The sequence below is a fragment of the Hippea sp. KM1 genome (genome assembly GCF_000526195.1).
Lineage (GTDB): Bacteria > Campylobacterota_A > Desulfurellia > Desulfurellales > Hippeaceae > Hippea.
This window is the reverse complement of record NZ_JAFP01000001.1, coordinates 558,381-582,810: the sequence shown is the minus strand read 5'-3', so window position 1 is coordinate 582,810 and position 24,430 is coordinate 558,381. Positions and strand designations below refer to the sequence as shown.

Here is a 24,430-nt window from a genome sequence, read left to right as displayed (position 1 = left end):
ACCTCAAACATTCAGTAATTTTTTAGCATAGCCAAACAGGCCGCCGCTTTCTATCAACTGCTGCATGAATTCTGGTATAACACTGGATTTAAACACCTTGCCGTTTTTCAATATAATTATCTCGCCCTTGGCCGTATCAACCTCTATCTCATCGCCCTTTTCAAGCTCATCAACAACATCGCTTTCTAATATGGGCAGACCTATGTTAAAGGCGTTGCGATAGAATATCCTCGAAAACGACTTAGCTATAACACAGGCCACGCCGCTTGCTTTAATGGCAATGGGTGCATGCTCCCTGCTTGAGCCGCTCCCGAAGTTATAACCAGCCACTATAATATCGCCATTTTTTACCTCTTTGGCGAAGCTTTCGTCTATATCCTCCATACAGTGCTTTGCAAGCTCTGCGGGGTCTGATGTATTTAGATACCTTGCAGGTATAATTACATCCGTATCCACATTGTCTGGATAGACCCAGACCCTTCCCTTTATCTTCATCTTACCACCTCATCGGGATGAATGATTTTTCCCGCCACGGCGCTTGCTGCCGCAACGGCCGGCGAGGATAGATAGACATAGGCCTTTTTTGAACCCATCCTGCCCACAAAGTTCCTGTTTGATGTGGATATACACACCTCACCGTCTGCCAAAATACCCATATATCCACCCAGGCACGGGCCACAAGTCGGCGTTGAGATAACAGCCCCAGCCTCTAAAAAGATGTCAAATAACCCCTCTTTCAATGCCTGTTTATAAACCTCAACCGTTGCAGGAATAATAATGAGCCTTACATATTTGGCAACCTTATTGCCTTTTAAGACCCTTGCCGCCTCTCTTAGGTCTGATATTCTTCCATTTGTGCACGAACCGATAAAGGCCTGATCTATCTTGATATCCTCCTTTATCTGGCTTATGCCCCTGGTGTTTGACGGCAAATGGGGAAAGGCAACCTGCGGCTCTATCTGGGAAACATCTATCTCTATTACATCGGCATATTCTGCATCCTCATCGCTTTTAAATATCGTATAGTCCTCCTGTTTTATGCCATGCTCACTTAAGTATTTAATGGTTATATCATCAGGTTCTATGATGCCGTTTTTAGCGCCTGCTTCAACGGCCATATTGCACATGGTAAGCCTATCCTCTACAGGAAGCCCGGCAATTGCCTCACCACCAAACTCCATCGATTTATACAAGGCGCCGGCAACGCCGATTTTTCCTATCGTATAGAGGATTAGATCCTTACCACCAACCCATTTGTTTCTCTCGCCTTTATAGATAAACTTTATACTCTCAGGAACCCTAAACCAGCTCTTGCCCGTTGCAAAGGCAAAACCCACATCGGTTGAGCCCATACCCGTTGCAAAGGCGCCCAATGCACCGTGGGTGCAGGTGTGTGAGTCTGCGCCAACTATCAACATACCGGGCTTGATGTATCCCTGCTCAGGCAGGAGTGCATGCTCTATGCCGACCTCGCCGCTTTCCCAATACAGGGGCAGCTTCCTCTCTTTAACAAAATCACGCATGATCTTGCACTGGTTGGCCGAGTTTATGTCCTTGTTGGGCGTAAAATGATCAGGAATCAAGGCTATCTTGTTCTTATCAAAGACATCAACGCCCAGCCTTTTGACAAAATCTATGGATATTGGTGCCGTAATGTCGTTAGCAAAGGCCAAATCCACATCGGCCAACACAATCTCTCCCGCCCTGAGAGAGTCCCTTCCGCTTTTTGCTGCGAGTATCTTCTGCGATATGCTCATCCCCCCCATAAAAACCCCCTTCTGCTAAACATTAAATATGGAGATATTCTCAAGCAGCGTCTTGATGTGATCGTTTAAGGCATCTATATTGCTCTTTAGTGAGGATATGGCCTCTATGAGCTGTTTTGAGCTTGACGAGCTGTAATCTATCTTCTCAATCATATCCCTTGAGCTCTTCTCTATCGCCTTTATGGCCTCGGCTATATCCCCTGTTGCCCTCTGGCTCCTCTCTGCTAAGTTCCTGATCTCATCGGCAACAACGGCAAAGCCTCGCCCTGCCTCCCCGGCCCTTGCTGCCTCGATTGCAGCATTTAGGGCAAGCAGATTGGTCTGGTCTGCTATGTCGCTTATCAGGCTCAATATGCTTTCGATATTCCTTGTTGCTTCACCCAGCTCCTTTGCCAGCTTAACAAGCTCATCCTGCGATGCCTGGAATATGTTTTCATTCCAGTCGTCTATCCTCTCAACGCCTTCGGCCGTTTTGTTGGATATATCATCGACAACCTCTGCCGATTCCTTAACACCCCTAACAATCGTCTGCAAACTCTCAATGATGGCATTTATCGGACCCTCTAAATCCTTAAGCTCGTTATCATCCGGTATATAGGCAGGCTCGGCTATATCACCGTTGGCAACCCTGTTTAGTACATCACGGATAACCGAGATATTCTCCTCAAGGTATCTCTTCTTCTCCGCCTCTTCCTTCCTTAGATCCCTCAATATGACATAGACATACAAAACCTCACCGTTCTTCACAATGGGCATGGCGTTAACCATCACCGGTATCTTCTCACCACTCCTGTGCATAATCGTGGCTCTTCCTATAACCACTTCCTTTTTCTGCATACACTCAACAACAAGCTTACAAACGGTGCAGGCCTGCGGATCCTCAGGCCATAGAACCTTTGCAGCAGAATCTATGTTGAACAGCTCATGATAGCTCCATCCGGTAACTTCTTCAAATGCCTTATTGAAATAGATAAACCGTCTCTGGGGGTTTACGGCAAATATGATAAAGAAATTCTCCCTAAAGAAACGCCAGCAGTAAACATCGGTTGAGTATATCTCCAAAAGCTTCTCCACCCTCTTAACAAACGGCCCATTCTTCAACACTTCCTTGTCTTCCTGTGTCAGTTCCTTGGCCTTATCCTGAATAACCTCATCTACCAACCTATCCACAAGCTCCGACTTAAGCTCATCCCCTGCCGTATCACTCCTTTTTCTAAAAAACATACAGCTCCCCCCCTATCTAACTATAAAAACCTTTTCTTTCAACAGTTTCCCATTGTTATCTATAACCTCTAACTTCCATACGCCCCTCATGGATGGATAGATGGTCTTGTAAGACCAGGTTCTAAACCTAAAAGACGGCCTTACGGATAGCCTAACATCAAAATGCCTATCATCCAGCACCCATCTGTGGATGATGTATGTCTTATCCCTTATGTCTTTAAGCGTGGTAAGGCAATAAATGCGATCACCCTCCTTAAACTCGTCCGATTTGGAAACGATCGCCCTGTTTTTTATGCCCAAACCACAAACAATCGAATCCACAACAAGCGCAAAGCTATTTAGGGAAAACATCAACAAAACCAACAAAGATACTATAACCCTCACCTTTTCACCTCTCTTGTTGTTTACAAGTTATTTTATATAAAAAAATTGTTGAATTGTCTATTTTTTGGAGCCTGTCCTGTCGAATACGCCGCTTTTGCCACCCTCTTTATAGAGCAATTGGATGTTTTTTATCTGAATGGATCTATCTATTGCCTTGCACATGTCGTATATGGTCAATGCGGCTATGCTAACGGCAGTTAAGGCCTCCATCTCAACGCCTGTTTTGTGGGTTATCTTAACCTCTGAGAATATCTTAATGGTGCAGTTTTTATCGTCCATCTCAAAACTTATATCCACACCCTCTATGGTTAGCGGATGGCACATGGGAATAAGATACGGCGTCTGCTTTGCCCCCATTATGCCACCAACCTGAGCAACGGCCAATACATCACCCTTCTTTATTTTGCCCTCTTTTACGGCAAGATAGGCTTCTTTCGATAGCTTTACCTCGCCGTATGCCTTAGCTATACGCAATGTGTAATCCTTATGGCTAACATCAACCATCCTCGCCCTTTTCTGGGCGTTAAAATGCGTAAAATCCATCACTAACCCCCAACAGCCGACATGCTTGAGTGTATATTCTCGCTCAACAGGGCATGTTCTTTAGGCTTGATCCTGATAGCCTCTCTAAGGAGTCTCTTAAGTCTATCCTTATCACCCTTCCTTGCTGCTTCTTTTATGGATACCCTATCGGGGTGTCCTAAGCATGGCAGGATAGCCCCATCGCTTGTTAGCCTGATTCTATTGCATACGCTGCAGAAGGTCTTAGAAAGCGGTGTTATAAAACCGACAAAGCCATCGCCAACGCTATAGTAAACAGAAGGCCCGTTGCTCTTTTTATCGGCCGGCTTCAAGGTGTATCTTGTCTCAATTATGCTCTTTATGTCGTTTATGCTGATAAAATAGCGCTGCCAGTCCTTAACCACATCGGTCGGCATAAACTCGATAAACCTTATATCGACACCCCTATTTAGGGCAAACTCCATCAAATCCAGCACCTCATCGTCGTTTACACCCCTCATGACGACGGTGTTTATCTTGGTATTTTTAAAACCCAACTCATCCAATACATCAAACCCCTCAAGCACATCCTCTATATTGCCAAGCCGTGTAATCAGTCTAAACCTATCGGGTTTTAGCGTATCAAGGCTAATGGTTATCCTATCAAGGCCTGCCTCCTTTAGGCCCCTTGCATACTTTTTTAGCAGGCTTCCGTTGGTCGTTAGAGATATTTCATCTATGCCGTTTATGCTTTTAAGCATAGAAACGAGCCCATCGATGCCCTTTCTTACCAAAGGCTCGCCGCCTGTAAGCTTTATCTTGTTAATGCCAAGCTCGGCTGCAACAAGGACAAAAAGTGCTATCTCCTCATAGCTCAAAATCTCACTCATGGGCTTCCACTCTATGCCGTCCTTAGGCATACAATAGATACACCTGAAGTTGCACCTATCCGTTATCGAGATGCGAAGGTAATTTATGCGCCTGCCGAATCTATCTATCAGCTGTTCCATATTTCCAACATCCTTTCAAAATGAGTTTTATCGTTAGCCAGAACATCCCTGACACTAACAAAGCCCCATGCGGGTATGTGTTTTATTGATTCTATATTATCCAAAGCTATACCGCCAATTAAAAAGGCCGGATAGGGGCTTTTGATTACCATCTCTTCAGCAAGCTCAACGCCCAAAGTGGGATGGGGCTTATCCTTCGTTGTCGTGGCAAACACAGGCCCGACGCCTATGTAATCGCAGCATGAGGCATGCTCAACATCCTCAAGGCTATGCGTCGAAAGGCCTATAATGAAGCCTTCAGGAACGATCCTTCTAATCTCGCACGGCGGAAAATCCTTATCACCCACATGAACGCCGTCTGCCCCAACAAGGAGCGCCAAATCTACCCTATCGTCTATGATAAAAACCACACCGGCATCCCGTGTCAGTTTTCTGATTAGCTCAGCCTCCCTTAGCATCTGCCTATCGGTTTTATTCTTGCAGCGGTATTGAATGATCTTGGCGCCAAAGTCTATGAGTTTTTTGGCAGACTCAACGCAGCCAAAACGCTCATCGGTTATTCCATAGAACCCTTTTGGCAGATCCATCTTGCAGCCTCATAAATATCCTTAAAAATCAATCTTGCCTTCGTTGAATCCCTATACCTTTCACCGTATCCGGTCAAAACCAGCACAGGCTCAATGCCTGCATTTATGCCCAATTCAACATCGCTCTCCTTATCGCCTATCACAAACGAACCATCCTTTGAGAGATTAAAGTCCCTTATGGCCTCATCGACCATACCGGTTTTGGGTTTTCTGCATGAGCAGTTATCCTCAGGCAGATGTGGACAGAAATAGAAACCGTCAATCAGACCATCGACCATCTCATTTAAGAGGTTATTGGCCTCTTTTACAAACTCAGAGGAGAAATAGCCCCTCCCAACACCCGATTGATTGGAGACAACGATGATCTTAAACCCGTTATCCTTAAAAAGCTCAAGCGCCTCCCTTGCCCTATCTATAAGCCTTATATCCTCAAGCCTGCTTAAGTAATTAACATCCTCTATAATCGTTCCGTCTCTGTCCAAAAATACAGCCTTCATTCCTTCCACCTGTTATGCATCCAGAAATACTTATGGGGTTGTTTTTTAATCCAATCCTCAAACCGCTCATAGACCCTATCCATAACCCCCTGGATAGCCTCCCTTTTTGGCTTATCCGTATCGCATAGGATAGCCTCTTCAATCACAATTGTAAAGCTATTGCCATCCTCTTTTAGATAGGCGGGCAAGACAGGCACGCCGAGCTTGCATGCAAACACACCAACACTCTCGCTAACCTTAGCCTTCCTGCCAAAGAAGTTCACCTTAAAAGAGCCATCGCCCCCTGCCTGATCAATCAGAATGCCCAAAACCTCGCCCCTTTTCAACATCCTGATAAACTCAAAAGCGCTCATGCGTGATGATAATACCCTGTTGCCGCAGGATGAACGGATAGACTCAACAAGCTCATCGACGCTTTTGTTATCAATAGGCCTTACCATGATATTTATGGGCTCCTTAAGCACGGCAAAGGCGCAGACAAGCATCTCCCAGTTGCCAAAATGGGCGGTGGTGAATATAACACCCCTCTTTAAGGATTTCGCCTTTAGATAGTTCTCATAACCCTCTACGGTGAAGTGTTTTTTTATAAAATCCCTATTCTGGAGGTATTTTACATTAAATGCAACCATATCGGCAAAATAGAGATAGCTCTTAAGTGCAAGCCTTTTGTAATCCCCGCCGATGGCAAACCTTATGTTATTTTGCGTAATCCTTCTGCGCTTTGAGAGTATAAAATAGACCAGAACAACAACCGCTCTGAATAAAGCCTTCAGACAACAAAGCGGCCACAGCCTCAAGAAGCGATAAATGAACCTCAACTCAAAAGCTCCCTGTATATGGATTCAAGCCTCTCTATCTTCTTTTCTGCCAACAGGTTATCCAGGGCAAACCCTTTCGCTCTATCAGCCATAGACTCCCTATCGGCAAAGACCATCCTCTCCATAGCATCACTCAAGGAGTCTGCATCGGGTTTAGCTAAAATCCCCCTGTTATCGGATAGAAGCTCAACAACACCACCAACGGCGCTCCCTATAACAGGAACCCCCAACAGAAAGGCCTCGATTACAACATTGGGAAAGCTCTCCTTAAACGAAGGCACAACCAGGGCATCAAAACCGTTCATAATATCGACCGCATCGGTCCTAAAACCGAGTGCCTTAACCCTATCCTCAATACCCATGGCCTTAGCCTTATCCATCAGCATTTCTGTATCCTTGCCCACAAAAACGAGCATGGTCTCTTTTAGGTCCAGCCTAAAGAAGGCCTCAAGCAACAGATCATGCCCCTTGTAAGAGGAGTAATTGCCCACAACACCAAAGACAAAACCCCTAAAACCAAATCTATCCCTGACCTCTTTTTTATCTATTCTTCTTATCCTGTCGATATTTGCCGCAGAATAGACAACCCTTATCTTGTCTTGCCTGACAAAATGCCTCACCAAAACATCCCTAACGGCTTTTGAGTTTGCTATAAACAGATCGATCCTGGGGTTTAGGTATTTAAACAGGTTTCTTGTTGGAAACAGAACGCTCCTTTGAACAACAAGCTTCTCTTTCTTTCTAAACATCAACGCCCACAGGCCTATCTCATGCCCTTTAGAGTGGTGGGTGTGGACAATATCGACAGGATTGTTCTTTAAAAAACCCCTAACAACCCCAGCAGAATACAAAACCCTATCCTCATCTATAAAGACAAAACCTACACCCTTACCCTTTAGCCTTTTGTGGATGGGGGAGTTGTAAACGCAGGCAAGATATACCTCATGCCCTCTCTCCTTAAGCCCCAAGCAGTTTATGATTGTCTGATTTACACCACCGGAGAAGTTTGTGGCGGATTCTATGTTAAGTATCCTCATTGCCCTTTAAGAAGGTCTTTAAAAAGGAAGCCAAACCATCGACATCGTTTATATCAAAGCACTCAACGGGCAGATCAAGCCTCTCATCCGATGCAACGGCAATGATGTTTTCTATTCCCCGATTGATAAGCAAATCCCCACCCTTCTGTCTTCTGTAAACCTCAATCTTTGCTATATCACCGAGCTTATACCCCTCAACAAACACAATATCACAATCGCCAAAAAGCCCCTTTATCTGGTCTAAATCCTTCTCCTTATCCCTATCCTCTATCAGGGCAAACTTCTTGGATGAGGATAGAACCACACGCTTGGCGCCTGCATGCTTCATCCTGTATGAATCCTTACCCGGATAGTCAATCTCAAAGCCGTGGGCATCGTGCTTTATGGCACCGACAACATACCCATCGTAAGAAAAACGCCTTATCAGCTTCTCTATGAGGGTTGTCTTGCCCATGCCTGAATGGCCTACAAAACCGATAAAAAACGGCTTCATCTCTCTAAAAGCTTGCAGATAAAGTTATAGACCCTCTCTGTCGATGAGATGCTCAGTCTTTCCTGGGGGGTGTGCGCATCCTCTATATTCGGCCCCAATGAGATCATATCTATCCCTTTTTTCTTTGAGCCTATTATGCCGCATTCGAGGCCGGCATGTATAATCTCAACGGCCGGCTTTTGTCCGTACATCTCACCCCACAGATGAACAGCCTTCCTCAAAAGGTGAGAGTCTTCGTTTGGAGTCCATGAGGAATACCTGCTGTGTCTTCTAAAGGAGCAGCCAAACTCGCCCGCTATCCTCTCTATAACACCCGTAATCTCATCAAGGCCATCCTCCGTTAAGCTCCTCTGGTTTGTCGCTATATCCAGCCTATCCTCAAGCAGTTCAACTATGGCCAGGTTGTTGGATATCATGGGGATTTTATCATCATACATCCTATAAACGCCGTGTGGCAATTCCTTTAGAAGTTTAACAATAGCCAGAAAATCTGCTTTAGAGACGGGCTTTTTATCAAAATCCCCGTCAACAAGCTCTATTCTTATCTCTTCATTGGGGTATTCATCCCTGAATTTCTGCCTCAAAAACGACAATACACCCTTAAGCCCATCCAGGTTCTTTGCATACACCTCCGCCTCTGCATAGGCAGGTATGGCGTTTCTCATCTTGCCGCCTTTAAGATGCACAAGCTCAACAAACTCAAATGCCTCGCTCAATATCTCGTTTATGAGCTTTATGGCATTAGCCCTCTTTTTGTTAATCTCCATACCTGAATGTCCGCCAAGCAACCCAGAAACCGTTATCCTAAACGGCTTGTCCACTTTGTAATCAACCCTTGATACCCTCAACGACAGCTCGCTATCCTCACCTCCAGCACAGCCTATAACAAACACGCCTTCTGTTTCTGAATCTATGTTTATAAGCTCGCAGGCCTTGATCATGCTGCCGTCTATCCTTGATGCCCCAACCAAACCGATCTCCTCATCAGCCGTAAATATCAACTGAAGCGGCGGGTGCTTTGAATCCCTATCCAATGCTATAGACATGGCCATCGCCAGGGCTATACCGTTATCGGCGCCCAGCGTTGTGCCGTCTGCCTTCAGCCAGTCGCCGTCTGCATAAACCCTTATCGGGTCTTTGGAAAAATCGTGGTTCGATGTATCGCTTTTTACGCAAACCATATCCATATGGCCCTGAAGGGCCACAACTGGCCTGTTCTCATATCCCTCTGATGCAGGCACATCTATAAACACATTCAAGGCGTCATCCTGCCTGCAGTCAAAACCGTTCTCTTCTGCCCACCTGCACAGATACGACGACATGGCAGAGCAGTTTTTGGAGCAGCGTGGAATATTAGATATCTCTTTAAAAATATCAATAACCCTATCTATCATAGAAACATCTCCTCAAATTCCTTTTTCTTCTGTTTACACTCATACATCATCTCCTCAACGGTCTTACCCGGTATGAACTCAGAAAACGACACATAGTAATTTATGATCCTCTTCCAGCTGCTCATAAAGAACTCTTCCTCAGATAGTTTATCTATGACAAAATCCTTAACCCTCTTCTTCACCTCAACACTAAACACAGCGGGCTCTATCTCATCATCATAGACAAAATAGAAGGCATCCGGCTCGACCCTTGCCAAAAACCTCACCTCTTTCATCGACTTTAAGGCCTCGGCTGTGTATATGATGATCTTATCGCCTATATCCATGGAATAGCTGTAATTGATATAGCTTAGGTTCTTTATGTCAAAGTAAAACACCCAGAATTTTTTGTTGTCCTCTATAAACTTAGAAACCCTCTCTATAAACTGCTTTCTCCTTAGAAGGCCTGTCATGTAATCGGTGGTGAAGATCCTCTTTCTGATCTCCTCTATCTCCTCAGGCACAAACTCCCTCTTCTCCTGATAGCTCTCTATATCGTAATAGGTCTGTCTCAAAACATCCAATACCCTGCCCACGATGTTTTGATCCAGTCCCTTTTCCATCTCGACCAAGACCTCCAAGGCCCTATCGACCGACAGCTTCTTTCTGTATGGCCTTGTCGATGTTATGGCATCAAACACATCGGCTATAGCCAAGATCCTTGCGCCTATCGGTATCTCATCGCAGACCAAGCCCTTGGGATAACCGCTACCGTCGCACCGCTCGTGATGATACCTAACAAAATAGGCTATACTGTCAAACTTCTTTATGTTCTTTATTATCTGGTATGAAAACTCGGCGTGGTTCTTTATGATCCTGTATTCGTTGGGCGTGAGCTTTCCAGGCTTTAAGAGTATGTTATCCGGTATACCGATCTTGCCTATATCGTGAAGTATGCCGGCTAAATATATCATATCCTGGTCCTTCGCAGACCAGCCCAACTCTTTTGCCATGGCCTTAGCATACAAAGCAACCCTCTTTGAATGGCCCTTGGTGTATGAGTCCCTTGCCTCCATCATCAATATAAAGGATTCTAAGAAGCTCTCCTCCGTATCGGCCAGCCTATCGTTCAATATGGATAAATTCTTTGCCGCAACCAACATAAAGGCCAGATGGGCAGCTGAGTTCTGCAGGGCCAATTTGAAATCGTGGTCTATGTTTATGTTCTGGCCAAAGCCAAAGCCCATAGCCACAATAACCTTATCGTTGTATCTTACAGGAACAAAGAGGGCAGATTTAATCTGAAAGCTCTTAAACAACCCCGAAGGTTTAAGGTTGTATTTCTCAAGCTGCGTGGCCTCCACCACCTCGCCAATGGAGTTCTCCCACATCCTGTATAGTATCCAATCCTTAGCCTCGGTATTATCGGTATAAAATATACACCTAACCCCCTCACCGTCCCTGCTTACAACGGCATATATATTCTCATCGGGGAAAACAAAACCCACGGCCCTGGCCCGTGTTATGTTGAGTATGTTTTCAAGGTAAGAGGAGACCCACTCCTTAAGCTCCTCCTTGTTAAAATAGTGCGGCAGCCGCTGGTTGTAAAAAAACTCAAACTCCTTCAGCATCAAGGAGAGTATGGTATCTGTCGCCTTGAGCTTTGAGTCGTAATACAAAGAAAAGGACATTACCCTGGCTATGGCCTTTAGAAGCTCAAGTTGCCTTGCGGTAAACCTCTTCTGCTCCTTAAGCCTGACCAGCAATAAAGCACCAAATACCCTATCCTCAAAGGAAACGGGCGTGCTTGCAACACATTTCACATCCTTCTTTACCCAAAACTCATCGGCAAACTCACTCTGCTGGTAATTAGAGACAACTATAGTATCGTTCTGTTTAATAGTCTTTGCAGCTATGGATGTATCGGGTATTTTGCACCGCCCAAGCTCCTCATCTGAGCAATAGCACTCAACTATCCTGTCATCCACAACCTCGGCAAAGAAGGCAGCATCTGCCCCAAAAAAGGCTGCAATCTCCTTTAATATGGGCTGCCAGCCCATCTTGCAATGGACACAGCTATGAAGAACCTCTATGATTTTTAAAAATTGATCCTGCTTATTCATCAATCACTTTCAAAAAAGGCCTTGTAAGCCTTGTATGTCTCAAACAGGTCGCTCTTTGAGGCTATCTCATACGGCGAATGCATCGAGATCAAAGCAGGCCCGCAGTCGATGACATCCATATTCCAGGCGGCCAGATATTTTGCTATCGTTCCACCACCGCCTTCATCCACCTTCCCAAGCTCGCCAATCTGCCAGTTAACATTGGCATCGTTAAATATCCTTCTTATCTTACCAACGAATTCTGCATGGGCATCATTTGCCATATATTTGCCACCGTGGCCTGTAAACTTGGTTAGCACAACGCCGTGATTCAGATAGCTTGCATTATCCTTCTCATGAACCTCTTTATACATCGGATTAACAGCGCCGTTAACATCAGCGCTCAAGACCTCGGAGTTCTTCAAAAACTCCGATATATGCTCAAAATTGGGCTCAAGACCCTGCTTCTTCAGTATTTCAACCACAACATCTAACAGAAACCTCGATTTTGCACCGGTGTTGCCGTCTGAACCTATCTCCTCTTTATCTATCATAAGGGCAACAATCGTCTTTGAATTGGCTTGGGATTTAAAGAAAGCCTCCTTTGAACAGAATGCGCATATCCTATCGTCATGTCCGTATGCAGCCAAAAGCCCCCTATCAAAACCCACATCCTTGGGCTTAAAGGCCGGCACTATAGACAGCTCTGCAGATATAAAATCCTCCTCCACGATGCCGTATTTCTCATTCAGGATGCTTAAAACATTGAGCTTAACCGTCTCCTTTTCCTGTTTATCCAGCGGTATGCTGCCGACTATAAGGTTCATCTTCTCGGCCTCAAAGGCCTCCTTTACCTTTTTATCATCCATAATCTTATGGGAGAGATGGGGCAATAGATCCGGTATGACAAAAACAGGATCATCATCGTTTTCGCCTATGTTAACCTCTAAAACATCACCGTTTGAATTAACAACAACGCCGTGTATGGCAAGCGGTATGTTAAACCACTGATACTTCTTTATACCGCCATAGTAATGGGTGTGGAATAAGGCGATCTCGGTATCCTCAAAGAGCGGATTCTGCTTTATGTCTATCCTGGGCGTATCTATATGGCTTGCGACAAGCTTCATCCCGAATTTATCGCCCAGCCTAATCAGTGCAATATTCTTACCCCTGTTTATAATAAAGAAATCACCCTTTTTAGAGAGCCTTCCAAATTCATCCCTTACATACCTAACCGTTTCCCTCTCGGTTTTGCACCTTCCTATAAAATCCTTGTATTTTTCGGCAAACTCAAAAACCTCACTCTTATACGATTCATCCTTCCAGCCGTTTTCACTCTTATATGCCAGCTTCTTTTTTATCTCTTCTATTCTTTCCTTATCCATTCTTACCCTCCTCTATCTCCTTATAGAGCATATCCCTAAGCTCCTTTATCTTCTGAAGAACCCTATCCTTCTCAACGGTCTGCTTCTTCCTATTCCTGCGTAAGGAGACCTCAACCTCTCCTTTTTCAAAGGCCTTCTTACCAACTATAACCCTGATGGGTATCCCAATCAAGTCCATATCGTTTAATTTAATTCCCGCACGCTCATCCCTATCATCATACAAAACATCAAGACCCTCCTGTTTTGCCTTCTCATACAGGGCATCACAGAAGGCAACCAACTCCTTATTTCGAGTATCGAGCGAGACGATCTCTATCTCAAACGGCGCAATGGAGATAGGCCAGATTATGCCGTATTCGTCGTGGTTCTGCTCAATCGCAGCCTGGGCTGTCCTTCCTATGCCTATGCCATAACACCCCATATAATAAGGAACGCTCTTGCCGTTTTCATCTAAGAATGTGGCATTCATCGCCTTTGAGTATTTCTGGCCGAGCTTGAATATATGCCCAACCTCTATGCCCCTAACCTTCTTCAATCTTCCCTTTTTGCATTTTGGACACAGCTCACCTTCCTTTACAAGCCTCAGATCGGCCGTTGGGCATTCAAAATCCCTGCCGAATTTAGCGCCCGTTAAATGATAACCCTCCTCATTAGCACCCACAACGAGGTTGTTTCTGTTTTTTATCCTTTCATCGCACAACACCTTAACGCCCTTGCCTGGAAAATCCACAGGTCCTATATAGCCCTTGGCAAGGCCGAGTTTTTCAAGCTCATCATCGCTAACCATCTCAAGCTCAACGCTGCCCGTTGCCCTCATGGCCTTGATTAGGTTCAACTCATCATCACCCTCAATAAAGAAGCAGAACACCTCGCCCTTCTCGTTCTTGTAAACTAAGGCCTTGGCCGAAAAGGCCGGGTCTGAGCCCAAAAAATCGCAGACATCCTTAATCGTCTGCTTATTTGGTGTTGCCACCTTTTTTAGCTGCATCTCCTCACCAGGCTCATCCTCCACTATGCTTGCTGCCCTCTCCACATTGGAGGCATAATTGCAGCTGTCGCAAACCACTATCTCATCCTCACCGGTCTGGCTTAAAACCATAAACTCCTCAGAGTCCTTGCCCCCGATAGAACCGGTATCGGCCTCAACGCTTCTGAAGGCCAATCCGCAACGCCTGAATATATTGTGATAGGCCACACTCATCTTTTCATAGCTTACATCCATTCCGGCCTCGTCCTTATCAAAGCTGTATGCATCCTTCATTATGAATTCCCTGCCACGCATAAGGCCGAATCTGGGGCGCAACTCATCCCTGAACTTCGTCTGAATCTGATATAGATTCAAAGGCATCTGCTTATAGCTCTTCACAAAGCGCCTGACTATATCGGTGACAACCTCCTCATGCGTCGGGCCAAAAACAAAATCCCTATCGCCCCTGTCCTTTATACGCAAAAGCTCCTTGCCGTAATCGTTCCACCTGCCGGACTCCTTCCACAACTCCGCAGGCTGGATTGCAGCCATGAGGATCTCTTGGGCTCCGGCTTTATTCATCTCCTCCCTTACAATATCAGAAACCTTCTTTATAACCCTAAGGCCAAGTGGGAGATAGTTGTATATACCGCTTGCGAGTTTTAATATAAAACCACCCCTTAAAAGCAGATTGTGGCTGACTATCGCAGCCTCTTTCTGATCCTCCTTCAGCGTGTATATAAACGATTCAGAATAACGCATCTTACCTCTCCTGCTTTATTTTTCTAACCCTTATCGGCTTATTCATATCGGGTGTGTATATTATCGTCAATGTCCTTAGGCCTATGATAGCCAAGATGACAACCGAGTATGCTATGGCCATCTTGAAGTTCAATTCATGATAGAATGTGGCAATCATAACCTCCCTTAAGACAAAAACGATCGCTGCATCGGCTATGTATGACAGCTTTATCCTTTCAAAATCGAAATAGGATATGGTGCCCCTGAAGAACTCTATCAATACAAACAGATTGAGCACCTCCTCAACGGCTCTGGACATGGTCTTATTGGGCGGCGGAAACGCAAATATGATGTCTTTTAGGTCAAATATAAGCTTAAGCAGGTAAAAGAGTATTATAACAAGGATAAGTATGGAGAGTATGTATAGGATAAAATCCATTGCCTTCTTGACTAAATCTACTTTCATGGTTGTAAGGATATATGAAAAAATAATTTAGGTCAAGAAAGAAGGAAGGCAAAAAATGGAGCGGATGACGGGACTCGAACCCGCGACATCAAGCTTGGGAAGCTTGCGCTCTACCACCTGAGCTACATCCGCCCAAACCGCTATAGATTTTAATCAAACAAACAAAAAAGTCCAGCCCCTTTTAAGGGGCTGGTGCATTGCTTATTCTATCCTGCAAGCCCGTGCGGATACTGGAATACTCCAGCCCACACAATCAGATACCTCAAAAGGAATCCACCTACCAATACCAGCAGGGAGGCAAAAACGGCCAAGCCCTTGGAATGCTCCTTTGTTGATGCATAAGCCTCAAGAATAAGGGGCATAATAAGACCCATAACAAGGAAGCCAATGGTAAACATAGGATTATGTAAAAGAAGCTGAGCGCTCTTCATAACGGCTGCATTGCCCAATCTTGCAAAATCGAAGTATGCAAATATTACAAGCAGTTCTAAGGAGATAAGGAATATATCGAATCCCTCTATAAAGTGGAAATAGTGATCGGCCTCATGGGATTTTAAGGCTGCCAAAACCCACATCAGCAAAGCACAACCCGTGGAGAATGCACTAACCGTAAACAGAACAGGTAAAGCCGGTGTGTGCCAGAATGGAATACCGACATTGGCATTGAGCAACAAACCGGTGTATGTTGTAACGCCGAATCCGCAGAACATAGCCAGATAACCCATCCATTTCTTAAATGTCTCCCAGCCGTAAAAAGCAGCCAGAGCGTAAAGAACACCGAAGATATAAGCACCATTAATGATAACCATACCGCGTGCGATCCAGGAGTGGCCTATACCTTTAACCCAGAAAGCCAAAAGGAACCTGAAGGGGTCAATCAAGTCAAGAACCAACCATATAAGACCGAAGCTCAATATGGCAAGACCGAGCATTGCAGTTCCAATGCCGAACCATTTGCCCATCTTAAATCTCAATTCACCCAATATACCCAAAGCCATAGTGGCTCCACCCAAACCACCGAAAAACAGATAGATGGCGATAAACCATCCCCATGTATGCTGTTGTACCAAATCCATTTTTCCCTCCTTTACTTTATATAGTAAACCTTCGGTTTGGCGCCCATATACTCGCCCAAAGGTTTAGCCTTTCCAGAATTAACAAGCTTTGCCGCCTCTGAATTTGGATCGTCCAGATCACCGAATATCCTTGCATGGCCCACGCATGTTGCAGCACAGCTGGGCTCCAACCCCTCTTCGAGCCTATCGACGCAGAATGTACACTTATCTATGTGAACCTGATGGTGCCTTGCATCCTCGCCAAAATAGAACTCATCCTTCTCTAAATCCTCTTTCTCATACTCATATCTGGCATCATAGGGGCATGCCTCTATACAGTATCCGCAACCTAAGCAGAGGTCGTAATCAATCAATACGATGCCGTCCTTGTTTATGTATGTAGCACCGGTTGGACAGACGGAATGACAGGGAGGATTCTCACAGTGCATACATATCGTTGGGAAGAAAACCTTTCTTACCTCTGGAAACTTACCTTCCTCAAGGGGTGTCACCCTCGTTCTCCACTTGCCTTCGAAATCTTCAGCCCAGAAAGGCGTCTGATTCCACTGGGAGCAAGCCGCCATACAAGCCCTGCACCCCAGACAGGAGCTAACATCCATTACCATTCCATATCTTGCCATCGTTTAGCCTCCGACTATATTTTTCTTATCTTGACCGTAAACTGACAGCTCATAGCAGAAGCTGTAACCGGCCCCAATCTATAAGGTATAAGCCTACCTAAATCAACACCCTTACCGGCAGCATAGGTAAGCTTCTTGTTTTGAACACCGAAATCACTCATTACATATACCGTATCTTCCCTTATACCCTCTGTTATATGAACAAAGGATTTTACCTTCTGACCAGATACGGTGTTTTCAACCTCTATCTTATCTCCCTCTTTAAGCCCGAGCCTTGCAGCTGCCTTAGGATTCATCCAGAAGCCGTAATTCTCCTCTTTATGCCTTTCAACAAGCGCATGCAACAGCGGGTTGTCGGCCGTTGTCAGGTATGTCATCTCAGGCACCTTACCGAATGCAAAGAAGAACTCATTACCCGTTGGTTTGTAATCCAATCCAGCGCCTTTTTTGTATTCAAACGGTATGAACTTCAATATAGGATCCCAGTGCGGATCCACACCATAGACATGATTGAAGTGTGCAAAGAGTGTGGAGTATATCTCGACCCTTCCTGAGAAGGTCGGAACGGGGACCTTGTAAGGCATTCCGGCTTCTTCCATCAACTCCTCTTTCTTCTTAAGAACCAAAACACCCTTCTCCTCCAATGCCTTCTCAAGCTGCTTGCTTGTCATGCCGAGCTTCTTTGACACCTCAGACAGGGCGATGTCTCTATTTGCCTTATACAGAGGCTTTTTACCCCTCCAGGCAAGTGCGTACTCCTTTGTTACAGTCTTCATATTCCAGCCGGTGAACTGGCTTACTATCATGGCTGCTGAGAAATAATCACCGCCTCTTTTGCCTGCGATGGCATTGGAGAGCATGCAATATACCTCATCGCCACCCTTAACATCGCCGATCTGGCTGACGCTTGGGAATCTCATTCTTATGGCCATGTCGCTGTTGGGCCCATCTGGCATGATCGTGCTGTATTTTTCAAGGTATGTCTTATCCGGCAGTATAACATCGGCGTATGCTGCCATATCGGACGGCAAAATCTCATCCACAACGACCAACTTCAGGTTGGGGTTTGTGAATGTCTTTACCCAGCTTTTATATCCATAGTAATCCTTCAACGGATTTGTAGAATAGATGTATGCAAACTTTATCTGATAGGGTTTACCGTTCCAGGTTAGCTTACCCTCAACCGCCTCCTGGAATCCAGCGTTTGTAAAGAGTGAGAACGGTATACCCTTCTTACCTTCCTTCTTTGCCCTGTATTCAAAATAGGCCCTGGAGAAATGGGGGTATCCTCTGAATAGAGGGAATTTACCTGAATACATCATACCCTCAAGCTTGCCTACCATTCCAAGCAAGCCCGGAGCCATAGCTGTTGCCATCAATAGATTCATGGGGTTTTTAAGCTGACCGGACTCATAGGCCTTGTGGAACCTCTCCATACCCTCTCTTAATTCAGGCGTATAGATCCAACCGCCAACCCTATCAACGCCTCCGATTAACACATTTATGATGGCTGCGGTCTTCCTTGCCTGAACAACATCCTCATACCTTCCGTCCATCCATCCAAGATAGACATTTGCAGGCCTGATTGTGCCCAACATCTCAGCTGTCTCTTCTATATCCTTTGCGGGTATATCGCACAGCTTTGCAGCCCACTCTGGTGTTGCATCCTTAACAGCCTCCCACAGGTAATCGAAGGCGGTTTTGGCTGGCTTACCCTGGAAAGTTAAGCCCTTTGGTGCAAAGAGAGCTGGCTTTATCTTTCTATTGCCTATATTATCATTTGTGAAGCCCTCAACCTCAACAACCTGCTCGGAGATCTCATCATATACATAGTATTTCTCGGCAAACGGCAATGCCTCAGGATTGGTATTCTGGCCGAACGCCTCGGGTGTGCCGTTGTTGTCAAATACAAGGAACGGTGCCGTTGTATACCTTCTTAAGAACTCCTCTTCATACCACTCATTCTTGATGATAAGCCTCAAAACGGCCATCAAGAACGGCATGTTTGTTCCGGGTTTTGCAGGAATCCATTTATCGGCCTTAGATACAGTCTCGCTCATCCTCGGGTCAACAACGATGACCTTCATTCCATTTCTTTTACCTTCAGCAAATCTGACAGCCCTTGAAACAGAGATACCGGTTAAAGCAGCGTTGCTACCCACGACCAACATGACCTTAGTGTTGTCCATATCCACCAGAATCTCGTCGTGGGATGTCATGGTTCCAACGGTTGCATTGGTTCCGGCATGCTCAGCCATAACGCACTGCTGCATAGGGGAGCCAATCATGTTTGGAGAACCAATGGATGCCAAGAAAGCGAACGCACCCAATCTTTCATAAGCACAGGCCCTCTGACCTGCAAAGATGGCAAATTCATGGGGCTGTATGTTGTGTTCCTGAACCTTCTTCCTGATGTACTCCTCCACCTCTTTCCAGGTGGCCTTTCTGAATTTCCACTCGCCCCTCTTTGAACCCTCAACCCTTATAAGTGGGTATTTAATCCTGTCGGGATTGTAAACAGTTCTAATTCCAGACTGACCCCTTGCGCAGATCCTGCCCCTATTGAGTGTGGAGTTGGGGTTTCCATCGATCTTCTGCGGTTTCTTAAAATCCCCATCAACCCTCGTTCTAACCTTAATGTCGCAAGCCGTGGAGCAGAAGCTACAGATGTTGGGGTAATACTTAATCTCACCCTTCGGCTTCTCATAGTGGGGTGTGTAAAGACCGGCTTTGGCAGACGGCTTAAAAAAGAGCAAACCGCCACCAACCAAAGAGGAGAGCTTCAAGAAGTCTCTTCTATTCAACGAGATCATAATTCAACCTCCGCCATAATTAATTCCCTATGTTTTACTCAAAACCCAGAACATTATACAGCCGTTAAGCTAAAAGTCAAACCGTTGTAAACGGTTTTAGTCGATCCTGGGCAGATAATCCAATGCCTTCTTAACCTCCTCCTCAGGGTATTCATAATCCTTCATCTCACCGGATAAGAACCTGTCGTATGATGTCATATCAAAGTGTCCGTGGCCTGAGAAGTTTATCAATATGGTTTTTTCTTTACCTTCTTCCTTGGCTTTTAAGGCCTCATCTATCGCACCCTTTATGGCATGGCATGTCTCAGGCGCAGGGACTATACCCTCCGTCTTTGCAAACAAGGCGCCGGCCTCAAACACCTCCGTCTGATTATAAGCAACAGCATCCAACAGCCCATCCTTCCTTAGCTGACTCAAAATGGGCGAATCACCGTGATACCTCAAACCGCCTGCATGGATGCTGGGTGGCATAAACCTATGGCCCAATGTATACATGTAAAGCAGCGGTGTCATCCTGGCCACATCCGCATAATCGTATGTGAATATACCCTTGGTTAGCGTTGGGCAGCTTGCAGGTTCAACCGCTACAACCCTGACATCCTTGCCGTTTATCTTATCCCTGATAAACGGCAAGCCCACGCCGCCTAAATTGCTGCCACCGCCACAGGGTGCAAATATAACATCCGGGTAATCGCCTATCTTTTCAAACTGCTTCTGCGCCTCAAGGCCTATTATCGTTTGATGGAGCAGAACATGATTCAAAACGCTGCCCAGTGCATAATTGGTGTTATCGTGCGTTGCTGCATCCTCAACCGCCTCGCTGATGGCAAGACCCAGACTCCCGGGATTATCAGGGTCTTCTTCCAACGCCCTCCTGCCCGCTTCGGTCTTGTTGCTCGGCGATGGATAGACCTCAGCACCCCATAGATGAATCATTGATCGCCTAAAGGGTTTCTGCTCATAGCTGACCTTAACCATATAGACCCTGACATTTAACCCCAACAAGGCACCGGCTAAGGCCAAGGCAGAACCCCACTGACCTGCGCCTGTCTCCGTTGTTAGGGTCGTTATGCCCTCCTTTTTATTGTAATAGGCCTGTGCTATAGCCGTATTGGGTTTGTGGCTTCCTGCAGGGGATACCGACTCGTTCTTATAGTAAATCTTAGCAGGCGTCCCTAAGGCCTTCTCGAGGTTGTAAGCCCTAACCAAAGGCGTCGGTCTCCAAATGGCATAAATATCCAACACCTCCTGCGGTATGGGTATCTCCCTTTGATTGCTCATCTCCTGCTCTATAATCTCAGAGGGGAAAATAGCCTTAAGATCGTCGGGGTTTATGGGTTTCATCGTTTTGGGATTTATCGGTGGTTTGACGGGTGTGGGCATATCCGGCAGGATATTATACCAGTACCTCGGCATTTCGTCCTCTTTTAAAAGCACCTTCCTCTCCATGGCTTTCTCCTTACACACACTTTATTCTCAAAGTGGGAGTATAACAAAAAACAGGCTTAATTTAAATAAAAAAGGAAGGAAGGCGGCCACACCGCCCGGTTTTTAGTCTTTCTGGGGCTTTCTAACCCTTATTGAAAGCTCGTTGAGTTGCTTTTGGTCCACCTCACTGGGGGCATCCGTAAGCATACAAACACCCTTCTGGGTCTTGGGGAAGGCTATAACATCCCTGATCGACTTCTCCTTAAGTATCAAGGTCATGATCCTATCAAAGCCCAAAGCCAATCCGCCGTGCGGTGGTGCACCGTATTTTAGAGCCTCAATTAAAAAGCCAAACTTAATCTGGGCCTCTTCATCCGATATACCCAACGCCTTAAACATCCTCTTCTGAACATCGCTTCTGTGGATCCTGATACTGCCGCCGCCTATCTCAACACCGTTTAGGGTTATATCGTATGCCCTGGCCTTAACCCTTGAAGGATCGCTTTCCAAATACTCCAAATCCTCCGGCTTGGGTGAGGTAAACGGATGGTGCATAGCCTCCCATCTGTTTTCATCCTCGTTCCACTCAAATAATGGGAAGTCCACAACCCAGACAAAGTTGAACTCATCATCGCTGGCAAGATTCAACTTCCTTCCTATCTCGAGCCTCAAGGCACCCAGGGAATCATAAACGACCTTTGGTGTATCGGCCATGAAGAACAACAGATCGCCCGGTTCTGCCTCAAGCCTCTTTAGGATGCCGTCTATCTCCTCTTTGGAGAAGAACTTAACGATGGGCGATTGAAGCTCATAGTTTGCCTTAACCTTTATCCAGGCAAGCCCCTTGGCACCATAGACGGCAACAAGCTTGGTCAGATCATCTATCTCTTTCCTGGAAAAATCTATACACCCCTTGGCATTTAAACCGTAAACAATGCCGCCCTTTTCAACCACATCCCTGAACACCTTGAAGTTGGTATGCTCAACTATGTCTGTCAGTTTTTTCAGCTCAAGGCCAAACCTCATATCCGGTTTGTCTGAGCCAAACCTATCCATGGCCTCCTGATACGAAATCCTCTCAAACGGGGGATTTATGTCAATGCCTGCCACCTCTTTAAATATGCTTGCAAGTATACCCTCGGTTATCTCTATTACATCGTCCTCCTCAACAAAGCTCATCTCAAGGTCGATCTGGGTAAACTCAGGCTGCCTGTCTGCTCTAAGATCCTCATCCCTGAAACACTTGGTTATCTGATAATACCTATCATAGCCTGCCACCATGAGCAACTGCTTAAACAGCTGCGGAGACTGGGGCAGTGCATAGAACTTGCCCGGTGAGAGCCTGCTTGGAACAAGGAAATCCCTTGCCCCCTCAGGTGTCGATTTTGTCAAAACCGGCGTTTCTATCTCGATAAATCCCTGCGAATGCAGATAGTTCCTTGCGGCAAATGCTGCCTTTGAGCGCATGATGAGGTTTCTCTGCATGTGGGGCTTTCTCAAATCCAAATATCTATACTTAAGCCTTACCTCCTCATTTACATGCACATACTCCTCAACGGGGAACGGCAGATTCTCACACTCTGAGAAAACCTTTAGTGTATCTGCCACAACCTCAACCTCGCCGGTCTTAAGGTTGGGGTTTACCGTGCCCTCAGGTCTATGCCTAACCCTGCCCTTAACGCCTATGCAGTATTGACTCCTGAGCTTTGAGGCCTCCTGGTGTATCCTCTCATTAACGGAAGGGTCAAAGACTATCTGGACTATACCCTCCCTGTCCTTTAAGTCTATAAAGATAACACCGCCGTGATCCCTCCAGTTTTGAACCCAGCCAAAAAGCACAACCTCTTTGTCTATATCGTCTGCTCTAACATCGCCGCAATAGTGGGTTCTCTTCAGTGAGCCTATCGCCATCTTGCCACCTCATCCTCTATAAATTTATTTACCTGTTTCTCCTCTTGTGTCGAATCGGCCATATCCCTGACAACAACGACGCCCTTATTCTTCTCATTCTCTCCAACTATAACAACAAAGCGGGCATTCATCTTGTCGGCCTTCTTTAACATCGACTTTAAGCTTCTTTTCTCATATTCCACATACACACCCCTGCCGGTCAAAGAGAGCCCCCTTGCTATGTCCATGGCATAGATATCCTCATCCAGGCTGGCTATATAGTAATCGATGCTTTGTGCCTCTTCCTCATCCATCAAGCTTATAAGCCTCTCGCAACCCGAGGCAAAGCCTATACCGCTTGTGGGTTTTCCACCCAACTGCTCAACGAGGTTGTCATATCTTCCACCGGCAGAAACCGTCCCCTGGGCTCCAAGCCTGTCTGTGATTATCTCAAAGACAAATTTGGTATAGTAATCAAGCCCCCTTACCAAGCGTGGGTTTTCCTCAAACTCTATGCCCAACGCTGAAAGATTGTCCTTAACCTTATTATAGTGATCCTTGCAGCTGTCGCACACAAAATCCGTAATCTTTGGCGCATCATTGGCAATTTGTGAGCAGGTCTTGTTCTTGCAATCAAGAATCCTCAAAGGGTTCCTCTGAAGCCTCCTTTTGCAATCATCGCACAAGCTATCCCTATGCGATTGAAAATACTCCTTAAGCCTTCTTGAGTATTCAGGCCTGCATTCCGGGCAGCCTATGTTGTTTATCTCTATCCTCAAATCGCTTATATTGAGCCTATCAAGCATAATCTTATCAACCAAGACCACCTCAGCATCCACAGCCGGGTTGTCTATACCAAATACCTCTATGCCTATCTGATGAAACTGCCTCAGCCTGCCCTTCTGAGGCCTCTCATATCTAAACATAGGCCCGATATAGTAATACTTCTTAAACGGATAGTTCTCTAAGTGGTTGTCGATAAACGCCCTTACCGTGCCGGCTGTGCCCTCGGGCCTAAGTGTAACCGACTCACCGCCCTTATCCAAAAAGGTATACATCTCTTTCTCAACTATATCCGTCGCCTCGCCTACGCCACGGGCAAACAGGGCGGTCTTTTCCAGTATGGGCGTTCGGATCTCCTTATACCCAAACGATTCAAGCGTCTGTCTTGCAATCCTTTCAAGCCTTTGCCATTTCTTTATATCCTGTGGTAAAATATCCTTAAAGCCCCTTAAGACCTCCATCTGCC

21 protein-coding genes, 1 tRNA gene and 2 pseudogenes are annotated in these 24,430 nt (G+C 45.8%); all 24 read right to left on the bottom strand.

Annotation, left to right across the window (positions count from 1 at the left end; genetic code table 11):
* Window positions 1–3: 3 nt before the first annotated feature.
* Window positions 4–495: a 3-isopropylmalate dehydratase small subunit gene (locus tag D891_RS0102965; protein WP_025209545.1), complete on the bottom strand. Its 492-nt coding sequence runs from the start codon at window positions 493–495 to the stop codon at window positions 4–6.
* Entirely contained in the window at window positions 492–1,766 is a 1,275-nt protein-coding gene (gene leuC / locus D891_RS0102960) for a 3-isopropylmalate dehydratase large subunit (RefSeq protein ID WP_025209544.1), read from the bottom strand. Before leuC ends, D891_RS0102965 begins: the two co-directional genes overlap by 4 nt.
* Before the next feature lie 15 nt (window positions 1,767–1,781).
* Window positions 1,782–2,129, bottom strand: a pseudogene (locus D891_RS10100) (methyl-accepting chemotaxis protein); the annotation flags it as partial.
* A 336-nt stretch (window positions 2,130–2,465) separates the two neighbouring features.
* Window positions 2,466–2,990 (bottom strand): annotated as a pseudogene (locus D891_RS10095) (PAS domain S-box protein); the annotation flags it as partial.
* Between the two features lie 12 nt (window positions 2,991–3,002).
* A complete protein-coding gene (locus D891_RS0102950; RefSeq protein ID WP_025209542.1) occupies window positions 3,003–3,374 on the bottom strand; it encodes a DUF2914 domain-containing protein in 372 nt (123 codons plus the stop codon).
* 57 nt (window positions 3,375–3,431) lie between these two features.
* On the bottom strand, window positions 3,432–3,917 hold the full coding sequence (gene moaC, locus D891_RS0102945) for a cyclic pyranopterin monophosphate synthase MoaC (protein WP_025209541.1): 486 nt from the start codon (window positions 3,915–3,917) through the stop codon (window positions 3,432–3,434).
* A 2-nt stretch (window positions 3,918–3,919) separates the two neighbouring features.
* Window positions 3,920–4,885, bottom strand: coding sequence for a GTP 3',8-cyclase MoaA (gene moaA, locus D891_RS0102940; protein WP_025209540.1), 966 nt, complete (start codon window positions 4,883–4,885; stop codon window positions 3,920–3,922).
* Complete coding sequence (gene thiE, locus D891_RS0102935) at window positions 4,873–5,472, bottom strand: thiamine phosphate synthase (protein WP_025209539.1); 600 nt, start codon at window positions 5,470–5,472, stop codon at window positions 4,873–4,875. The genes moaA and thiE overlap by 13 nt, the downstream gene beginning before the upstream one ends.
* Window positions 5,442–5,969, bottom strand: coding sequence for a D-glycero-alpha-D-manno-heptose-1,7-bisphosphate 7-phosphatase (locus tag D891_RS0102930; protein ID WP_025209538.1), 528 nt, complete (start codon window positions 5,967–5,969; stop codon window positions 5,442–5,444). The genes thiE and D891_RS0102930 overlap by 31 nt, the downstream gene beginning before the upstream one ends.
* The gene (locus D891_RS0102925) at window positions 5,966–6,787 is read right to left on the bottom strand and encodes a lysophospholipid acyltransferase family protein (protein ID WP_025209537.1); all 822 of its coding nucleotides are present in this window, start codon (window positions 6,785–6,787) and stop codon (window positions 5,966–5,968) included. Before D891_RS0102925 ends, D891_RS0102930 begins: the two co-directional genes overlap by 4 nt.
* Entirely contained in the window at window positions 6,784–7,824 is a 1,041-nt protein-coding gene (locus tag D891_RS0102920; protein WP_025209536.1) for a glycosyltransferase, read from the bottom strand. The genes D891_RS0102925 and D891_RS0102920 overlap by 4 nt, the downstream gene beginning before the upstream one ends.
* Window positions 7,811–8,317, bottom strand: coding sequence for a molybdopterin-guanine dinucleotide biosynthesis protein B (gene mobB / locus D891_RS0102915; RefSeq protein WP_025209535.1), 507 nt, complete (start codon window positions 8,315–8,317; stop codon window positions 7,811–7,813). The genes D891_RS0102920 and mobB overlap by 14 nt, the downstream gene beginning before the upstream one ends.
* Window positions 8,314–9,711 carry a beta-Ala-His dipeptidase gene (pepD, locus tag D891_RS0102910; RefSeq protein WP_025209534.1) on the bottom strand — a complete coding sequence of 466 codons (1,398 nt, stop codon included), beginning with the start codon at window positions 9,709–9,711 and terminating at the stop codon, window positions 8,314–8,316. The genes mobB and pepD overlap by 4 nt, the downstream gene beginning before the upstream one ends.
* Window positions 9,708–11,813 carry an HD domain-containing phosphohydrolase gene (locus D891_RS09400; protein ID WP_025209533.1) on the bottom strand — a complete coding sequence of 702 codons (2,106 nt, stop codon included), beginning with the start codon at window positions 11,811–11,813 and terminating at the stop codon, window positions 9,708–9,710. Before D891_RS09400 ends, pepD begins: the two co-directional genes overlap by 4 nt.
* Complete coding sequence (locus D891_RS0102900; RefSeq protein ID WP_025209532.1) at window positions 11,813–13,180, bottom strand: aminopeptidase; 1,368 nt, start codon at window positions 13,178–13,180, stop codon at window positions 11,813–11,815. Before D891_RS0102900 ends, D891_RS09400 begins: the two co-directional genes overlap by 1 nt.
* A complete protein-coding gene (locus D891_RS0102895) occupies window positions 13,173–14,909 on the bottom strand; it encodes a proline--tRNA ligase (RefSeq protein ID WP_025209531.1) in 1,737 nt (578 codons plus the stop codon). Before D891_RS0102895 ends, D891_RS0102900 begins: the two co-directional genes overlap by 8 nt.
* 1 nt (window position 14,910) lies before the next feature.
* Entirely contained in the window at window positions 14,911–15,354 is a 444-nt protein-coding gene (locus D891_RS0102890; RefSeq protein WP_084042296.1) for a phosphate-starvation-inducible PsiE family protein, read from the bottom strand.
* Between the two features lie 56 nt (window positions 15,355–15,410).
* A tRNA-Gly gene (locus D891_RS0102885) sits at window positions 15,411–15,486 on the bottom strand.
* Window positions 15,487–15,560: 74 nt separating this feature from the next.
* Window positions 15,561–16,430, bottom strand: coding sequence for an NrfD/PsrC family molybdoenzyme membrane anchor subunit (gene nrfD, locus D891_RS09395; protein WP_025209529.1), 870 nt, complete (start codon window positions 16,428–16,430; stop codon window positions 15,561–15,563).
* Window positions 16,431–16,441: 11 nt separating this feature from the next.
* Window positions 16,442–17,050 carry a 4Fe-4S dicluster domain-containing protein gene (locus D891_RS0102875; RefSeq protein WP_025209528.1) on the bottom strand — a complete coding sequence of 203 codons (609 nt, stop codon included), beginning with the start codon at window positions 17,048–17,050 and terminating at the stop codon, window positions 16,442–16,444.
* 14 nt (window positions 17,051–17,064) lie between these two features.
* A complete protein-coding gene (locus tag D891_RS0102870; protein WP_025209527.1) occupies window positions 17,065–19,863 on the bottom strand; it encodes a molybdopterin-dependent oxidoreductase in 2,799 nt (932 codons plus the stop codon).
* A 96-nt stretch (window positions 19,864–19,959) separates the two neighbouring features.
* Entirely contained in the window at window positions 19,960–21,312 is a 1,353-nt protein-coding gene (locus tag D891_RS0102865) for a TrpB-like pyridoxal phosphate-dependent enzyme (protein WP_025209526.1), read from the bottom strand.
* Window positions 21,313–21,414: 102 nt separating this feature from the next.
* Window positions 21,415–23,202 carry an aspartate--tRNA ligase gene (aspS, locus tag D891_RS0102860; RefSeq protein ID WP_025209525.1) on the bottom strand — a complete coding sequence of 596 codons (1,788 nt, stop codon included), beginning with the start codon at window positions 23,200–23,202 and terminating at the stop codon, window positions 21,415–21,417.
* On the bottom strand, window positions 23,193–24,425 hold the full coding sequence (gene hisS, locus D891_RS0102855) for a histidine--tRNA ligase (RefSeq protein ID WP_025209524.1): 1,233 nt from the start codon (window positions 24,423–24,425) through the stop codon (window positions 23,193–23,195). Before hisS ends, aspS begins: the two co-directional genes overlap by 10 nt.
* Between the last annotated feature and the right edge of the window lie 5 nt (window positions 24,426–24,430).